This is a genomic window from Micromonospora sp. CA-248212, from assembly GCF_050948405.1.
Lineage (GTDB): Bacteria > Actinomycetota > Actinomycetes > Mycobacteriales > Micromonosporaceae > Micromonospora.
On the sequence record NZ_CP192023.1, the window covers coordinates 1,805,218 to 1,820,093 of the forward strand.

The following is a 14,876-nucleotide window of genomic DNA, read 5'->3' on the forward strand; positions in this document are numbered from 1 at the left end:
CGACGCTCCCGGCGCTGTCGACGCTCCCGGCGCTGTCGACGCTCCCGGCGCTGTCGACGCTCCCGGCGCTGTCGACGCTCCCGGCGCTGTCGGCGCTGTCGGCGCTGTCGGCGCTGTCGGCGCTGTCGGCGCTGTCGGCGCTGTCGGCGCTCCCGGCGCCCCCGACGCTCCCGGTGATCAAGAGGTTTGCGTCAAGAATCGTGCGGAATTTGACGCGAACCTCTTGATCGACGCGGGGAGGGGGGAAGGGGAGAGGGAGGAGGGGAGGGGGGAAGGGGAGGGGAGGGGTTAGAGGTCTAGGAGGATTGTTTTGGGGCCTGTGTTGGTGCTTTCCACGAGCATGTGGGTGCGGAAGCGGCCGGTCTCGACCTTCGCGCCGCGTTGGCGCAGGGCTTCCACCACCGCCGTCACCAGGGGTTCGGCCATCTCGGCGGGGGCCGCTGCTGTCCAACTCGGACGGCGGCCCTTGCGGGCGTCGCCGTAGAGGGTGAACTGGCTGACCACCAGGATCGGCGCCCCGACGTCGGCGGCGGACCGCTCGTCGTCCAGGATGCGCAGCTCGTGCACCTTGCGGGCCATCGTCGCGGCGGTCTCGGCGGTGTCGGTGTGCGTCACGCCGAGCAGCACCAGCAGGCCGTCCTCGATCGCACCGACGACCTCGTCGTCCACCGTCACGCTGGCCCGCCCGACCGTCTGCACCACGGCCCGCATCAGCGCACCACCGCCGCTGTCGGCACCAGCGCCGCCGCTGTCGGCACCAGCGCCGCCGCTGTCGGCACCAGCGCTGCCGCCGTCGGGGGCACCAGCGCCGCGGGTGTCGGCACCAGCGCCGCCGCCGTGGGCACCGCTGCCGCCGCAGGAGTCGGCGGTAGCGTCGCCGCGCCGGTCCGCGGCATCACTCGGTCACCGGCTGGATGAAGCCGCGCTCGACCAGGTGCGCGACGATCGGGCCGGCGGCCTCGGCCATCTCGGCGGGTTCGACGTCGTGGGCGGCCGCGAGCAGGGCGAGCTGGTCGCGGAGCGGTAGGCGGCCGTCCGCCCCGCCGACCAGCGCCAGCACCAACGGGTCGATCTCCTCGGTCCAGCGCAGGCCGTGCGGCATCGCGAGCACCTGCCGGTCGACCGCCCAGCCCTCGTCACCCATGGTGGCCTCCTGGCGGAGCTGGAGACCGTCGGCGGCCCGGTAGCGTTCGGCGAGCAACGCCTCCGTGTCCCGTACCCGCAGGAAGTCCTGGCGGTCGAACCACGCGCCGATCTGGTCGCCCAGCGGCGGCTGGACCCGCTGGCGCAGGTCCTCCACGCGGACCACCGGATCGGCGTGGCCGCCGCGGCGCAGGGACACGATCCCGAAGCCGATCGCCTCGATCTTGTGCTGGTCGAACCAGTCCAGCCAGACGGCCGCCCGTTGCGGGTCGGCGCCCTCACCGACGTCGGTGAGCCACAGGTCGACGTACGCCATCGGATCGGCGACCTCGCGCTGGATCACCCAGGCGTCCAGGCCGGTTCCCGCGAACCAGCCGGCCACCCGCTCGTCCCACTCCTCACCGGCGACGTGCACCCAGTTCGCGAGGTACTGCATGGTGCCGCCCTCGGTGAGCAGGCCGGGGGCGGCGGCGGCGAGCTCGGCGGCGATGGCGTCACCCACCCGACCCGAGTCGCGGTAGACGTGTGTGGTGGTGCCCGGGCCCACCACGAACGGTGGGTTGCTCACCACCAGGTCGAATCGACGGCCGGCCACCGGCGCGACCATGTCGCCGCGCAGCAGCTCCCAGTCCTGGCCGTTGAGGGCGGCGTTGGTCGCCGCGAAGCGCAGGGCCCGCTCGGAGAGGTCCGTGGCAGTCACCGTGTCGGCGTGGGTCGCGAGGTGCAGGGCCTGCACGCCGGAGCCGGTGCCCAGGTCCAACGCGGCGCCGACCGGCCGGCGTACGGTCGCCCCGATCAGGGTGTGGGTGGCCCCGCCGATACCGAGCACGTGTTCGGCGTGCAGGGGTCGACCGGGCCGGGCCGAGGCCGGCACGTCGGCGAGCACCCACCAGTCGTCGCCGTACGGTTCCAGGTCGACGCCCGCGCGCAGGCCCTCGTCGTACCGCTCGACGATCCCGCCGGCCAGCGCCTCGGCGAGCCCCAACGGTGCCAGCGCGGCGGCGACGGCAGTCTCCGGTTCGGTCTGGTCGCAGATGAACAGCCGGATCAGCGTGGCGAGCGGATCGCGGTCCTCGGTTGCGCGCAGCGCGGCCCGGTAGTCGTTGCGCGCGACCGAGGCGGTGGCCTGCGGGCCGAGCCGTTCGGCGATGCCGTTGCTGGTGAACCCGGCCCGGGTCAGCGCGGTCCGCAGGGCGTCGACGCCGGCGGGGGAGAGCAGCATGTCGTGTTCGTCCACGTCGCCATCCTGCCCCGCGTCGCGTCCCGGGTCGGCGGCACCCGCCGACGGACGTCGGAGCGTCGGTGTCCGACCGGGTCGGTGGGCGGGGCACGATGGTGGCCATGACGCTCGTGCTTCCCATCGGCCCCGAGGCCAACCGACTGCTGGAGCGCAGCCCGCTGGCCCTGCTCATCGGCATGACCCTGGACCAGCAGGTGCCGATGGAGAAGGCCTTCTCCTCGCCGTACGTGCTGGCGCAGCGGCTCGGTCACGACCTGGACGCGGCGGAGCTGGCCGGCTACGACACGGACGCGCTGATCGCGCTCTTCGCCACTCCGCCCGCCCTGCACCGGTTCCCCAAGGCGATGGCGACGCGGGTGCAGGAGGTCTGCCGGGTGCTCGTGGAGCGCTACGACGGCGACGCGGCGCTGCTGTGGTCGGGCGTCGCCGACGGGCCGGAGCTGCTGCGGCGCGTCGCCGACCTGCCCGGCTTCGGCAGGCAGAAGGCGCAGATCTTCGTGGCGCTGCTGGGCAAGCGGTTCGGGGTGACCCCGCAGGACTGGCGGACGGCGGCCGGCGGGTACGGCGACCCCGGCGCGTACCGGTCGGTGGCGGACGTCACCGACGCCGACTCGCTGCGCCGGGTGCGGGAGTACAAGCAGCAGATGAAGGCGGCGGCGAAGGCCGATCAGGGCTGACGTTCAGGCGGCGGTGGGGTGCGCCAGGGAGGCCAGCGCGCGCCGGACGTCGGCCAGCGAGACGGTGGCCGAGTCGTCGAGGTCGGCGAGGCCGGCCTCGATCCACTGCCGCATCAGCGTGGTGACCCCGATGCCCCGGGCGTCGGCGGCGGCGCGGACCCGCTCGTAGGTCTCCAGCGGCAGCCGGACCGACCGGCTGACCATCGGCACGTCGGTGTCGGGTGTGGGCAGGTCCACCGCGGGGCTCTCGTCGATCAGCTCGGCGAGCCGGTCGTCGCCGCTGTGGAACTGCTTCGTCGCGTCGTTGCGGTGCATCGTCACGGCCCCCCTCATCGGCGATCTCTCCGCACGGCCTCGTCGTAGCGCTTGGACTCGGCGTCGCTCAGCTCGCGGGCGGAGAGGATGTCCCAGTCGTTGTCGGTGCCATCGGCCTCGGCGAGCAGCACCGCCAGGCGACGGCCCCGGCGGGCGGCGGCGTAGACCACCATCACGTCGTCGCCCAGGTGGCGGATGACCCGTCGCGCGCTGTGCAGCGCCTCCCAGACTTCCCCGGGCGTGACGTCGTAGACCCTCAGGTTGGCCAACGCCTCGTCGGTGAAGCTGAACCTGCTGCCCACGTCGCGCAGCGTACCACGCGCGTAACACGTACCGGGATGACTCGATATTCGCTGATCACGGCTTCGTGGTGACAGGATGGGGCGTAATCCCCTCGAGGAGGTCCCTGGTGAAGCGTCAGGCGTACGAGCCGATTCTGATCACCGATGCCTCGCGCAGCCAGCACGATCAGCTCACGAGCCGTCAGCGCCGCTATGTCCTCATGATGGGCATCCGGGTGGCCTGCATCGTCGCCGGAGCGATCCTGGTCGGCGCGAACGCTCCCCTGCTCTGGCTCTGGCTGCCGCTGTGCGCCCTCGGCATGGTGCTCATCCCGTGGCTAGCCGTGCTCCTGGCGAACGACCGACCGCCCAAGGAGGAGCACCGGCTGTCCAACCGGTTCCACCCGCGGCGGCGGGTCGAGACCCCACCCATGAGCCTCACCGCCGAGGAGCGCCCTCACAAGATCATCGACGTCGAGCCCTGACCCGCCCCGCGGGCCAGGGCTCCGACGTCTCAGGCCGGTGGTCGGGCGCCGACGCTGGAGACGGCCAGCGCCCCCAGTTCGGTCGCGCGGTCCAGGGCCGCGGTCGCGGTGGCCCCGCCGAGCCAGGCGGTCAGCAGCCCGGCCGCGAAGGCGTCGCCGGCCCCGGTGACGTCCACCACCGCCACCCGCCGGGCCGCTGCCACGCTGACCGCTGCCGGGCGGCCCTCGACCCACACCGCCCCCGCCGCGCCACGTTTGACCACCACCCGCCGGGCCGTCGCCGACAACGCCCGCCCCTGCGCCGCCGGGTCCAGACCGCCGGCCAGCACCGTGGCCTCGTCCGCGTTGACCAGGAGCAGGTCGACATCGCGTACCCAACCCAGGAAGGCCCGCGCGCCGACGCGCCGCAGCGGCCCCGCGGAGGCCGCGTCGACGCTGGTGGTGAGCCCGCGCTCGCGGGCGGCGGCCAACGCCCGCAGCCCCGCTGCGCGCGACGCGGCGTCCAACAGGGTGTACGCGGACAGGTGCAGATGCCCCGCGTCGGGCGCCGCCGCGAGGGCCTTGTCGACGTGCTCGGCGCTCAACCGCAGGTTCGCGCCCCGCGACGTGATCATGGTCCGCTCGCCGTCGCCGGTCAGCACGACCACCGTGCCGGTGGGTACGCCCGGCACCCGATCGAGGACGCAGTCCACGCCCGCGCGGGCCAACTCGGCCGCCCGGTCGCGCCCCGCGTCGTCGTCGCCGACCGCGCCGACCAGCGTGACGGCCAACCCCTGGGCGGCCACCCAGGCGGCGGTGTTGGCCGCCTGGCCGCCGCCGCCGAGGCTGATCCCGGCCTCGGTGTCCGTGCCCGCCGCGAGCGGCCCGGTGAGCACCGCGACCACGTCGGTGATCACGTCTCCGACGACGACCACCCGGGTCCCAGGGGTCATGCCGGGACGGCGGAGGCGCGGGCGACCGTGGCGACCGCGATGCGCGCGGCCAGGTCGGCGTTGCGCAGGATGATCCGGATGTTGACCGCGAGGCTCGCGCCCTCGGTGGCCGAGTGGAAGTGCGCCAGCAGGTACGGCGTGACGGCCTTGCCGGTCACCCCGTCCCGCTCCAGCAGGGCCAGGCCGTCGGCGAGAGTCCGGTCGTGCAGCTCGGGGTCGAGCTGCTCGTCGACCGGCAGCGGGTTGGCGACGAGCAGCGCGCCGGTGTGCACGGCGTGCTCGTCCCTGGCGGCCAGTACGGCGGCGACCTGCTCCGGCGAGTCCACCGACCAGTCCAGGTCGAAGCCGGCGTCGGTGAGGTAGAAGCCGGGGAACCGTCGGGTGCGGTAGCCGAGCACGGCGACCCCGAGGGTCTCCAGGCGCTCCAACGTCGCGCCCACGTCGAGGATCGACTTGACTCCGGCGCAGACCACCGTGATCGGCGTCTGGGCCAGGGTGACGAGGTCCGCCGACTCGTCGAAGGTGTGCTCCGCCTCCCGGTGCACCCCGCCCAACCCACCGGTCGCGAACACCCCGATCCCGGCCGCCGCGGCCACCGCGCTGGTCGCGGCCACGGTGGTGGCGCCGTCCGCGCCGGCGGCCGCCGCCACGGCCAGGTCCCGCACCGAGAGCTTCGTCACACCATCGACGGTGGCCAGTCGGGTCAGCTGCGCGTCGTCCAGGCCGACCACCAGATCGCCACGGATCATGCCGATCGTCGCCGGCACCGCCCCGGCGTCCCGGACCGCCTGCTCGATCTCCCGCGCCACCCGCAGGTTCTGCGGGCGGGGCAGGCCGTGCGAGACGATGGTGCTCTCCAGGGCGACGACGGGTCGGCCGTCGCGCAGGGCTGCGGCGACCTCGGTGCCGTAGCTGATGCGAAAGTCAGTCACCCGGGCACCGTACGGGGTCGGACGTCGGCCGGCCTCAAGTGGACCCGGCCGTGATGACCTGCCAAACTTGTCGGTTGGAGGTGCAGACGTGAGCACAGAGGTTCTCGAGCGTCCGGAGCTGAAGGACGCCGACACCGGTCCGGAAATGTTCCACTACGTCCGCAAGGAGAAGATCGCCGAGAGTGCCGTCATGGGCACCTTCGTCGTCGCGCTCTGCGGAGAGACCTTCCCGGTCACCAAGGCGGCCAAGCCGGGCTCCCCGGTCTGCCCCAAGTGCAAGGAGATCTACGACTCGTACCGCGAGTGAACCCCGGCCGGTCCTTCGGCCGGCGACGTAGCCTGCGGCGGTGACCACCTCCACCGCCCTGCTCCTCGCCGACCTGACCGGGGTCGCGGTGTTCGCCGCCTCCGGGGCCTCGGCCGCGGTGGCCAAACGGCTCGACCTCTTCGGCGTCGCGTTCGTCGGCTTCGTGGCCGCGCTCGGCGGCGGCATCTTCCGCGACCTCGTCATCGACGAGGTGCCACCGCTGGCCTTCGCCGACTGGCGGTACGCCGCGACCGCCGCGATCACCGCGGTCGCCGTGTTCTGGCTGCACCCGCAACTTGCCCGGCTGCGCACCACCGTGCTGGTGCTCGACGCGGCGGGCCTCGCGTTGTTCACCGTGACCGGCACACTCAAGGCGCTCGACGCCCGGGTGCCGGCCGTCGGCGCCTGCCTGATCGGCATGCTGACCGCCATCGGCGGCGGGCTCGGCCGCGACCTGCTCACCGCGGAGATCCCCGTGGTGCTGCGCCGGGAGATCTACGCGGTGGCCGCGCTGGTCGGATCGGTCGCGGTCGCTCTGCTCCACCTGACCGGCCAGACCGGCCCGGTGCCGCTCACCGCCGCCGCCGTCGGCGTGTTCGGGTTGCGCCTGGTCGCGCTGCGCCGACGCTGGTCCGCGCCGGTGGCGACCCTGCGTCCACCGCACACCGGCGACCCCTGGTGAGGCCCGTCGCACCGCCGTTGCCAATGTGACCAGCGTGGCGTCGCCTGGGCCTGCGGGCGCGCGCTGGTTATGCTGAGTCGGCCTTCGCGGCAGCTACTGCGCGGAGGCGTTTTCATGGGCGGCGGTACTCGTGGCCCTCGCCCGGTGTCCGCCCTGGTGCGGTCGGAGAGGAGCTTCGCGTGGCAGCCCGGACGCCGGTGCTCGAGACGTTCCCGGCACTGCGAGCCTGGCAGCGCAAGGCCCTGGTGGAGTACCTGCGCCGGCGTACCGACGACTTCACCGCGGTCGCCACCCCGGGCGCCGGCAAGACCACCTTCGCCCTGCGCATCGCCGCCGAACTGCTCGCCGACGGCACCGTCGAGGCGGTCACCGTGGTGGCCCCGACCGAGCACCTGAAGACCCAGTGGGCCGAGGCCGCGGCCCGGGTGGGCATCCAGCTCGACGCCGCGTTCCGTAACGCCGACGTGCACTCCGCCGCCGACTTCCACGGCGCGGTGATCACCTACGCCCAGGTCGGCATGGCCCCGCAGGTGCACCGGCGACGCACGATGACCCGTCGCACCCTGGTCATCCTCGACGAGATCCACCACGCCGGTGACTCCCGCACCTGGGGCGACGGTGTCAAGGCCGCCTTCGAGCCGGCCGTACGCCGGCTCATGCTCACCGGCACGCCGTTCCGCTCCGACGACAACCCCATCCCGTTCGTCGAGTACGAGCGGGGCGGTGACGGGCTGCTGCGCTCCCGCGCCGACTCGGTGTACGGCTACGCCGACGCGCTGCGCGACGGGGTCGTCCGGCCGGTGCTCTTCCTCGCGTACTCGGGGGAGACCCGCTGGCGTACCAACGCCGGGGACGAGCTGGCGGCCCGCCTCGGCGAGCCGATGACCCAGGATCTGGTGGCGCAGGCGTGGCGTACCGCCCTGGACCCGGCGGGGGACTGGATGCCGCAGGTGCTGCGTGCCGCCGACGCCCGGCTCACCGTGCTGCGTAACGCGGGGATGCCCGACGCCGGTGGCCTGATCATCGCCACCGACCAGCAGACCGCACGCTCGTACGCCAAGCTGATCGAGCAGGTGACCGGTGAGAAGGCCGCCGTGGTCCTCTCCGACGACCAGGGCGCGTCCGCGCGGATCGCGACGTTCGCGGCGTCCGACCAGCGGTGGCTGGTCGCGGTGCGGATGGTGTCCGAGGGCGTCGACATCCCCCGGCTCGCCGTCGGCGTCTACGCCACCAGCGCCAGCACCCCGCTGTACTTCGCCCAGGCGATCGGCCGGTTCGTGCGGGCCCGCCGCCCCGGTGAGACCGCCTCGGTGTTCCTGCCCAGCGTGCCGCACCTGCTCGGGCTGGCCAGCGAGATGGAGAACGAGCGGGACCACGTCCTGGGCAAGCCCAAGGAGTCCGACGGCCTCGACGACGACCTGCTGGAACGCGCGCAGCGCGACGACCAGGCCAGCGGGGAGCTGGAGAAGCGGTTCGCCGCGCTCTCGGCCACCGCCGAACTGGACCAGGTGATCTTCGACGGCGCGTCGTTCGGGACCGCCGCGCAGGCCGGCACGCCCGAGGAGGAGGAGTACCTGGGCCTGCCCGGTCTGCTCACCGCCGACCAGGTCTCCCTGTTGCTGACCAAGCGGCAGGCGGACCAACTGGCCGCCCAGCGTCGCCGTACCGCCGAGCGGGCCGCTCAGCCGGCCGCTGCGCCCTCGGCGGCGCCTCCGGTACCCCTGAGTGCCGCCCAGCGTCGTGTGGCGCTCCGGCGCCAACTCAACGCTCTGGTGGCCGCCCGGCACCACCGCACCGGCCAGCCGCACGGCAAGATCCACGCCGAGCTGCGCCGGCTCTGCGGTGGGCCGCCGAGCGCCCAGGCCACCATCGAACAGCTCGAGGAACGCATCGCCACCGTGCAGACCCTCTGACCCCACGCACCCCACGACCCCGGCACGGACGCACGGCGGGCATCCGGCGCCTCCGCAACCCGGGCACCCCCGGGTTGCGGAGGCACCCCGCGCATTCGAGGCACCCCGCGTATTCGACGCACCCCGCCCCCAGGCCCCCGCGCCCTCAGGTGTCGCGTGCCCTCAGGTGTCGCGTGCCCTCAGGTGTCGCGTGCCCCCAGGTGTCGCGTGCCCACCAAGATCGTGCTCGATCACTGATGTAGTGGTGTCACGGTCTGTGAGGCCACTACATCCTGGTTCGAGCACGATCTTGGTCGGCGCGGCGCGGCGCGGCGCGGCGCGGGGCGGGGCGCGCGGCGCGGCGGGGCGCGGGGCGCGCGGCGCGGCGCGGCGCGGCGCGGGGCGCGCGGCGGCGCGGGGCGCGGGGAGGGCCCGGTGCCCAAGATCTGCGCAACTTCGGGGATGTTGCTGCCTCTCGCGCGTCGGAATCAGCAATATCCCCGAAGTTGCGTGGATATTGGCGGGCGCTGGGCAGGGCTGGGCAGGGAAAAGCCGACCGGAGGCACCCCGTGTGGGGTACCTCCGGTCGGCTATGTCGGTCGCGGACTTAGTTCGCCATCAGATCGGCGCCACGCCAGGTGAACTCGGGGTCCGTCGCGAACCGAACGGTGATCTTCACGAGATCCTCCGCGTACTTGTTCGCGTGGTGCCCACAGAACACCAACTCGCTCCCACCCGAGAGAGTGATTCGGAGCTTGCCGGCAGCATTGCAGCGGTCGCACCGTTCATCGGCGGCTGGGGGAGCCACCGTCTCGGGCGGCGGCGTGAGGGTCGGGGTCATCGCCTTCCTCCTCTGGTCGTCACCGATGAACAATCTCTTCGGTCGTTGCTCACCTATCGTGCAACACCCGTGCTGGGCCTTGCCTTCCCTGTGTGCCCGCGGGGGACCGAGGTCACACATGGCAGGGACAGTGTGCCGTGAACCCAGGGTGCCACGTCAACGATCACATTCGTGTATCCGGACGATCACCACCTGGCGTTGCACGCCAGGTGGTCAAAACGACACGTTCGGTTGACGAAACAGGCTCAGTCCAGGTAATCCCGGAGAACCTGTGACCGGGACGGGTGTCGCAGCTTGGACATCGTCTTGGACTCGATTTGGCGGATCCGCTCCCGGGTCACCCCGTAGACCTGCCCGATCTCGTCCAGCGTCCGCGGCTGACCGTCGGTCAGGCCGAAGCGCAGCCGTACGACGCCCGCCTCACGCTCGGAGAGCGTCTGCAGCACCTGCTGGAGCTGGTCCTGCAGGAGCGAGAACGAGACGGCGTCGACGGCGACCACGGCCTCGGAGTCCTCGATGAAGTCACCGAGCTGACTGTCGCCCTCGTCGCCGATGGTCTGGTCCAGCGAGATGGGCTCCCGAGCGTACTGCTGGATCTCCAGCACCTTCTCGGGTGTGATGTCCATCTCCTTGGCCAGTTCCTCCGGAGTGGGCTCGCGGCCCAGGTCCTGGAGCAGCTCACGCTGTATGCGGCCGAGCTTGTTGATGACCTCGACCATGTGCACCGGGATACGGATGGTGCGGGCCTGGTCGGCCATGGCGCGGGTGATGGCCTGCCGGATCCACCAGGTGGCGTACGTGGAGAACTTGTAGCCCTTGGTGTAGTCGAACTTCTCGACCGCCCGGATGAGACCGAGGTTGCCCTCCTGGATGAGGTCGAGGAAGGCCATGCCGCGTCCCGTGTACCGCTTGGCCAGGGACACGACCAGACGGAGGTTCGCCTCGAGCAGGTGGTTCTTGGCGCGCTCGCCGTCGCGGGAGATCCAGCCCAGGTCGCGGACCATCTCCCGGGCGAGCTTCTCCTCGCCCTCGTCGGCCGCGCGCAGCTGCTCGGCGGCGTAGAGCCCGGCCTCGATCCGCTTGGCCAGCTCCACCTCCTGCTCGGCGTTGAGCAGCGGGACCTTGCCGATCTGCTTCAGGTACGCCCGCACGGAGTCGGCGGAGGCGGTCAGCTCGGCGTCGCGCCGAGCCTGCTTGAGCGCCTCGGACTCCTCGTCGTCCCACTCGAAGTCGTTGTCGGTGGCCGACGCGGCGGCGTCGGTCTCGGCGGCCTGGGCCAGCTCGGCCGGCTCCTCGACCACCACGTCCTCGATGGTGGCGGCGAGCTCCTCCGGGTCGATTTCACCCTCGGCGCCCTCGCCCTTGCCGGCTGCCTTGACCGGCTTGGCGCCGGCCGCCGCGGCCACGGTGGCCTTGGTCGCGCGGGTGGACTTGGTCGCCTTGGCCGGGGTGGCTGCCGCGGCGGCGACCCCGGCGGTCTTGCGAGCGGCCACCTTGCGCGGGGCGGGCGTCGCCGCCGCCTCGTCGGAGGCGGGCGCCTGCTTCGGGGCGGGCGCGGCGGCCTTCTTGGTCGTCTTGGCGGTGGTGGCTCGGGACGCCGGGGTCGTCGAGCGAGCTGCGGCGACCCGGCGGCGGGTGCTGGCCGAGCCGTCCACCACCACGGTCACTCCCGCCTCGGAGAGCGCCCGCAGGATCTTCTTGGCCTGGGCCGGAGTCACCTCGGCGGTCTCGACGGTGCGCGCGAGCTGAGCCGACGTGAGCTGACCGCCAGCGCTCTGCGCATGGGCGATCAGGGTGTCGGTGAGCGAGCGAACGTCGGCGCCGGGCTGGCGGGGTTCTGTCACGAATGACCTTCCGGAGGCGAAGAGCGGGCACGGCCGGGTCGTCCGGCACGGCGGGTCAACCGGGCCGGGCGATGTGGTTGAGGAACCCCCGTGTCCCGGGCCGGCCGGTGGTCTCGGCGGCCCGCGGCGCGTGGGTAGGGGTGAATTGTAACGCCGTCTGCGGCGATCATCCTGCGCCGCACGGCGTAACGGCGGCGGGACCGCCGATTCGGCGCAGATGTGGACTTTGTAAGGATGATACTCGCGCACGGCCCGCAACGCCCCGGTCGTGCCGGAAGGGGACCCTGGAATGGACCGTTCGGCACCGTTAACGCGGGAATTGTTGGCGATCGCGATCGAGGTGGCGCGGGACGCCGCGTCGACCGCGTACCGGATGCGGGTCGAGGGAGTTTCCGTGGCGGCGACCAAGAGCACGGTCACCGACGTGGTCACGGCCGCCGACCGGGCCGTCGAGCGCCAGGTCCTCGACGCCCTGCGCCGGCTGCGACCGGGGGACGCGGTCCTCGGCGAGGAGTACGGCACGACGGACACCGGTCCGGTGGCACCGGGCGGGGTGCGGTGGATCGTCGACCCGATCGACGGCACCGTGAACTACCTCTACGGGTTGCCGTACAGCGCGGTGTCGCTGGCCGCCGAGGTGGACGGGACGGTGGTCGCCGGCGTGGTGCGCAACGTGCACACCGGTGAGGAGTGGACCGCCACGGCCGGCGGCGGGGCGTGGCGCGACGGTGTCCGGCTGCGCTGCTCGGGTGAGACCGACCTGGGGCAGGCGCTGGTCGGCACCGGTTTCGGCTACGACGCCGGCCGTCGGGCGCACCAGGCGTCGGTGGTGGCCGGACTGATCGCCTCGGTACGTGACATCCGTCGCCTCGGCGCCGCCGCGCTGGACCTCTGCATGGTCGCGGAGGGGCGGCTGGACGCGTACTTCGAGAAGGGGTTGTCGGCCTGGGACCAGGCCGCCGGAGGCCTGGTCGCCGCCGAGGCGGGCGCCCGGGTGGCCGGCCTGGCCGGGCGCCCGGCGGGCCCGGACCTGGTGATCGCGGCCCCGCCGGCCCTCTTCGCCGGGCTGCACGACCGGCTGGCCGCCCTGGACGCCTCCGGCGGCCCCTAGGTGGGACTGCCGGTCAGGCCGTCACTTCTTGGGGCCGGGGGACGGGCAGGAACCCGGCGGCGCGACCGGCGGGCCCAGGTCGCCGAGGGACTGGTTGACCTCGGTGGTGGTGGCGAGCTGCTGGAAGCCGTTGCCCAACACCACGTCCACGGTGTCGTCGGTGCGCTTGGGGTCGTAGACCGGATCGGCGTTGTCCAGGAAGTACGCCTTCAGCAGGTGGGCGGAGCTGACACCCTTGGGGCCGAACTTCAGCACGGCCACGTCGTCGATGCCCTTGGGCGCGTTGCCGACCTTCTTGACCTGGAACTTGCGGTTCCGGAAGTCGTCGGCGACGGCGCTCGCCCGGCCCGGCTCGTCGGTCGCGTTCAGGACGTTGATCTTGACGTCCTTGGTCTCGTGCAGGGTGACGTCGGCCAGCGGCCAGCCGTCCGGGCAGCTGCCCGCCGCGCCGGCCTTGCCCTGGCTGTCCCGGACGATCGCGGTGATCACGAACGCCAGCGCCAGGACCCCCAGCAGGCCGACGACGACGAGTGCTCGCACTCGCGCAAAACTCATCTGGGCGCTCCCCGGAGCTGAGGTGGGTGGTGGCGGCCGCCAACGATCGCGCTGACCGCCGGCCGTCGAATACGCCGCTGAGGTTAACGGTTGTCCGGCCGTCGCGTGGAAACAGTCCGACATGCCGGCGCGCCGACCGCGAACCGGGTACTACTACCCCTATCTTCGTGTCGCCTGAATCACATTGGGAACAACTTCGCGTGCGGGGGCGTACATCTCAGCCGCAAGGGCGGTATACATGCCTCGCCCAAGGGGGGGTAAGGTTCCGCGCTCGCAGGGGAGTGGCCCCAGCGGTCCCGACCCGTACGGTCCGCGGGTCGGGTGCCCGACACAAGTGGTTGCCGGCCAGCGGAACCGAAACAGCGTCGTCCGGCGTTACAACCGGAAGCGACAACATCGATATGGGAGAGTGACATCCGATGGCCACCGACTACGACGCCCCGCGTCGCGACGAGGTCGACCTCGGCGAGGACAGCCTGGAAGAGCTCAAGGCCCGGCGCGTCGACTCACAGTCGGGCGCGGTGGACGTCGACGAGGCCGAGGTCGCCGAGAGCTTCGAGCTGCCCGGTGCCGACCTGGCCGACGAGGAGCTCACTGTCAAGGTGCTACCGATGCAGCAGGACGAGTTCCGTTGTGCCCGCTGCTTCCTGGTCCACCATCGCAGCCAGCTGGCGGTCGAGCGCAACGGCGAGCTGATCTGCCGAGAGTGCGTCTGACACGCACGACACCGGCGGCGGCCTCCTGATCGGGGCCGCCGCTACCGGTGTAGGCGTGCGACGCCGGTGGGTACCTGCTTGACTCGTAGCGGGTAGCCACAGCACCGGGAGGTTCCACCCATGAGCGATCGAGGCGACACCACCGACGGCGGCGCGGACGACCTCGGCGCCACCGTCGCGGCGTTGACCGAGGACGACATCGCGCCGGCCCGGCGACGCCAACTACTCACCCGGATGGTGTCCCAGGCCCGCAGCCGGGGCATCTCCGACCTGTTCAAGCCCCGTGCCGCGGTGCGCTGGATGGTCGACACGGTGGCCGAGATAGCCCCGCACGTGCCGGTCCGGGACCTGGCCACCCTGCGTCGACACTTCCCCGGCCTGGACGACGCCGCCCTGGCCGAGCGACTGATCCGTAACGCCTCCCGCACCACGGCGGGGATCGGCGCGGCCGGCGGGGGAGTCGCCGCCGTCGAGTGGACGGTGGCGCCCACGCTGCTCTCCGCGCCCGTGCTGCTCGCCGCCGAGACCGTCGCCGTCGTGGCGGTGGAGCTGAAACTGATCGGTGAGCTGCACGAGATCCACGGCGTGTCGTTGCCCGACGCCGGCAGTCAGCGGGCGGTGGCCCTGGTGCACTCCTGGGCCACTCAGCGCGGGGTCAACCCGATGGTGCCCGGCGTGGGGGTCGGCGCGGTGCTCGGCACCGCCGCCCGCAAGGAGATGCGGGACATGCTGCTGCGGCGCTTCGGCCGCAACCTCACCACCCTCGGGCCGTTCCTCACGGGCGCGGCGGTGGCCAGCTTCCTGAACCGCCGGGCCACCCGCCAGATGGCCGACCAGCTCCAGGCGGACCTGCGTCGTCGCGGCATCGCCCGGCCGGCGCCACCGCCGGCCCTGCCCGGCCCGCCCACGGGCACCTGAGCGGG

General features: G+C 72.6%; 18 protein-coding genes. 8 read left to right on the forward strand and 10 right to left on the reverse strand.

The genetic code is table 11. The features are described 5' to 3' along the window. Positions 1-288 precede the first annotated feature (288 nt). The 3 genes from dtd to ACQP03_RS08970 are packed head-to-tail and all read right to left on the reverse strand — an operon-like array spanning position 289 to position 2,380. Positions 289-711 carry a D-aminoacyl-tRNA deacylase gene (gene dtd / locus ACQP03_RS08960; RefSeq protein WP_357393603.1) on the reverse strand — a complete coding sequence of 141 codons (423 nt, stop codon included), beginning with the start codon at positions 709-711 and terminating at the stop codon, positions 289-291. Then, positions 711-899 carry a hypothetical protein gene (locus ACQP03_RS08965; RefSeq protein WP_357393601.1) on the reverse strand — a complete coding sequence of 63 codons (189 nt, stop codon included), beginning with the start codon at positions 897-899 and terminating at the stop codon, positions 711-713. The genes dtd and ACQP03_RS08965 overlap by 1 nt, the downstream gene beginning before the upstream one ends. Beyond that, positions 896-2,380 (reverse strand): DUF7059 domain-containing protein, encoded by a 1,485-nt coding sequence (locus tag ACQP03_RS08970; protein ID WP_357122693.1) that lies wholly within the window; start codon positions 2,378-2,380, stop codon positions 896-898. The genes ACQP03_RS08965 and ACQP03_RS08970 overlap by 4 nt, the downstream gene beginning before the upstream one ends. A 95-nt stretch (positions 2,381-2,475) precedes the next feature. Between ACQP03_RS08970 and ACQP03_RS08975 the strand changes: the two genes are divergently transcribed. Continuing rightward, positions 2,476-3,060, forward strand: coding sequence for an HhH-GPD-type base excision DNA repair protein (locus tag ACQP03_RS08975; protein WP_357123357.1), 585 nt, complete (start codon positions 2,476-2,478; stop codon positions 3,058-3,060). A 3-nt stretch (positions 3,061-3,063) separates the two neighbouring features. Here the strand turns inward: ACQP03_RS08975 and ACQP03_RS08980 are convergent, their stop codons facing one another. Further along, positions 3,064-3,375 carry a hypothetical protein gene (locus tag ACQP03_RS08980; protein WP_363660806.1) on the reverse strand — a complete coding sequence of 104 codons (312 nt, stop codon included), beginning with the start codon at positions 3,373-3,375 and terminating at the stop codon, positions 3,064-3,066. Positions 3,376-3,389: 14 nt separating this feature from the next. Beyond that, positions 3,390-3,677 carry a hypothetical protein gene (locus ACQP03_RS08985; RefSeq protein WP_282261710.1) on the reverse strand — a complete coding sequence of 96 codons (288 nt, stop codon included), beginning with the start codon at positions 3,675-3,677 and terminating at the stop codon, positions 3,390-3,392. Positions 3,678-3,781: 104 nt separating this feature from the next. On the opposite strand from ACQP03_RS08985, the gene ACQP03_RS08990 reads away from it, so the two are divergent. After that, positions 3,782-4,141: a DUF3099 domain-containing protein gene (locus ACQP03_RS08990; RefSeq protein WP_357123360.1), complete on the forward strand. Its 360-nt coding sequence runs from the start codon at positions 3,782-3,784 to the stop codon at positions 4,139-4,141. Between the two features lie 29 nt (positions 4,142-4,170). Here the strand turns inward: ACQP03_RS08990 and ACQP03_RS08995 are convergent, their stop codons facing one another. Then, positions 4,171-5,073 (reverse strand): carbohydrate kinase family protein, encoded by a 903-nt coding sequence (locus ACQP03_RS08995; protein ID WP_357122697.1) that lies wholly within the window; start codon positions 5,071-5,073, stop codon positions 4,171-4,173. Further along, complete coding sequence (locus tag ACQP03_RS09000; protein WP_357122700.1) at positions 5,070-6,005, reverse strand: pseudouridine-5'-phosphate glycosidase; 936 nt, start codon at positions 6,003-6,005, stop codon at positions 5,070-5,072. The genes ACQP03_RS08995 and ACQP03_RS09000 overlap by 4 nt, the downstream gene beginning before the upstream one ends. A gap of 88 nt (positions 6,006-6,093) precedes the next feature. Here ACQP03_RS09000 and ACQP03_RS09005 point away from each other — a divergent pair, with 88 nt between their 5' ends. From ACQP03_RS09005 to ACQP03_RS09015, 3 genes are all read left to right on the forward strand, one after another. Further along, the gene (locus tag ACQP03_RS09005) at positions 6,094-6,312 is read left to right on the forward strand and encodes a DUF3039 domain-containing protein (RefSeq protein ID WP_007456912.1); all 219 of its coding nucleotides are present in this window, start codon (positions 6,094-6,096) and stop codon (positions 6,310-6,312) included. 40 nt (positions 6,313-6,352) lie between these two features. Beyond that, the gene (locus tag ACQP03_RS09010) at positions 6,353-6,994 is read left to right on the forward strand and encodes a trimeric intracellular cation channel family protein (protein ID WP_357122704.1); all 642 of its coding nucleotides are present in this window, start codon (positions 6,353-6,355) and stop codon (positions 6,992-6,994) included. 179 nt (positions 6,995-7,173) lie between these two features. Continuing rightward, positions 7,174-8,907, forward strand: coding sequence for a DEAD/DEAH box helicase (locus ACQP03_RS09015; RefSeq protein WP_357175252.1), 1,734 nt, complete (start codon positions 7,174-7,176; stop codon positions 8,905-8,907). 586 nt (positions 8,908-9,493) lie between these two features. Here ACQP03_RS09015 and ACQP03_RS09020 read toward each other — a convergent pair. Together ACQP03_RS09020 and ACQP03_RS09025 are read right to left on the reverse strand one after the other, a co-directional pair. Beyond that, positions 9,494-9,727 (reverse strand): DUF7455 domain-containing protein, encoded by a 234-nt coding sequence (locus ACQP03_RS09020; protein ID WP_433460793.1) that lies wholly within the window; start codon positions 9,725-9,727, stop codon positions 9,494-9,496. Between the two features lie 245 nt (positions 9,728-9,972). After that, a complete protein-coding gene (locus ACQP03_RS09025; RefSeq protein WP_357122711.1) occupies positions 9,973-11,571 on the reverse strand; it encodes an RNA polymerase sigma factor in 1,599 nt (532 codons plus the stop codon). A 289-nt stretch (positions 11,572-11,860) separates the two neighbouring features. On the opposite strand from ACQP03_RS09025, the gene ACQP03_RS09030 reads away from it, so the two are divergent. Continuing rightward, positions 11,861-12,682 carry an inositol monophosphatase family protein gene (locus ACQP03_RS09030; RefSeq protein WP_357122714.1) on the forward strand — a complete coding sequence of 274 codons (822 nt, stop codon included), beginning with the start codon at positions 11,861-11,863 and terminating at the stop codon, positions 12,680-12,682. 21 nt (positions 12,683-12,703) lie between these two features. Here the strand turns inward: ACQP03_RS09030 and ACQP03_RS09035 are convergent, their stop codons facing one another. Then, a complete protein-coding gene (locus tag ACQP03_RS09035) occupies positions 12,704-13,222 on the reverse strand; it encodes a LytR C-terminal domain-containing protein (protein WP_357123363.1) in 519 nt (172 codons plus the stop codon). A 434-nt stretch (positions 13,223-13,656) separates the two neighbouring features. On the opposite strand from ACQP03_RS09035, the gene ACQP03_RS09040 reads away from it, so the two are divergent. Both ACQP03_RS09040 and ACQP03_RS09045 read left to right on the forward strand, forming a co-directional pair. Further along, complete coding sequence (locus tag ACQP03_RS09040) at positions 13,657-13,953, forward strand: DUF4193 domain-containing protein (RefSeq protein ID WP_007075406.1); 297 nt, start codon at positions 13,657-13,659, stop codon at positions 13,951-13,953. Between the two features lie 120 nt (positions 13,954-14,073). After that, positions 14,074-14,871 carry a hypothetical protein gene (locus ACQP03_RS09045; RefSeq protein WP_355053279.1) on the forward strand — a complete coding sequence of 266 codons (798 nt, stop codon included), beginning with the start codon at positions 14,074-14,076 and terminating at the stop codon, positions 14,869-14,871. Positions 14,872-14,876: the final 5 nt, after the last annotated feature.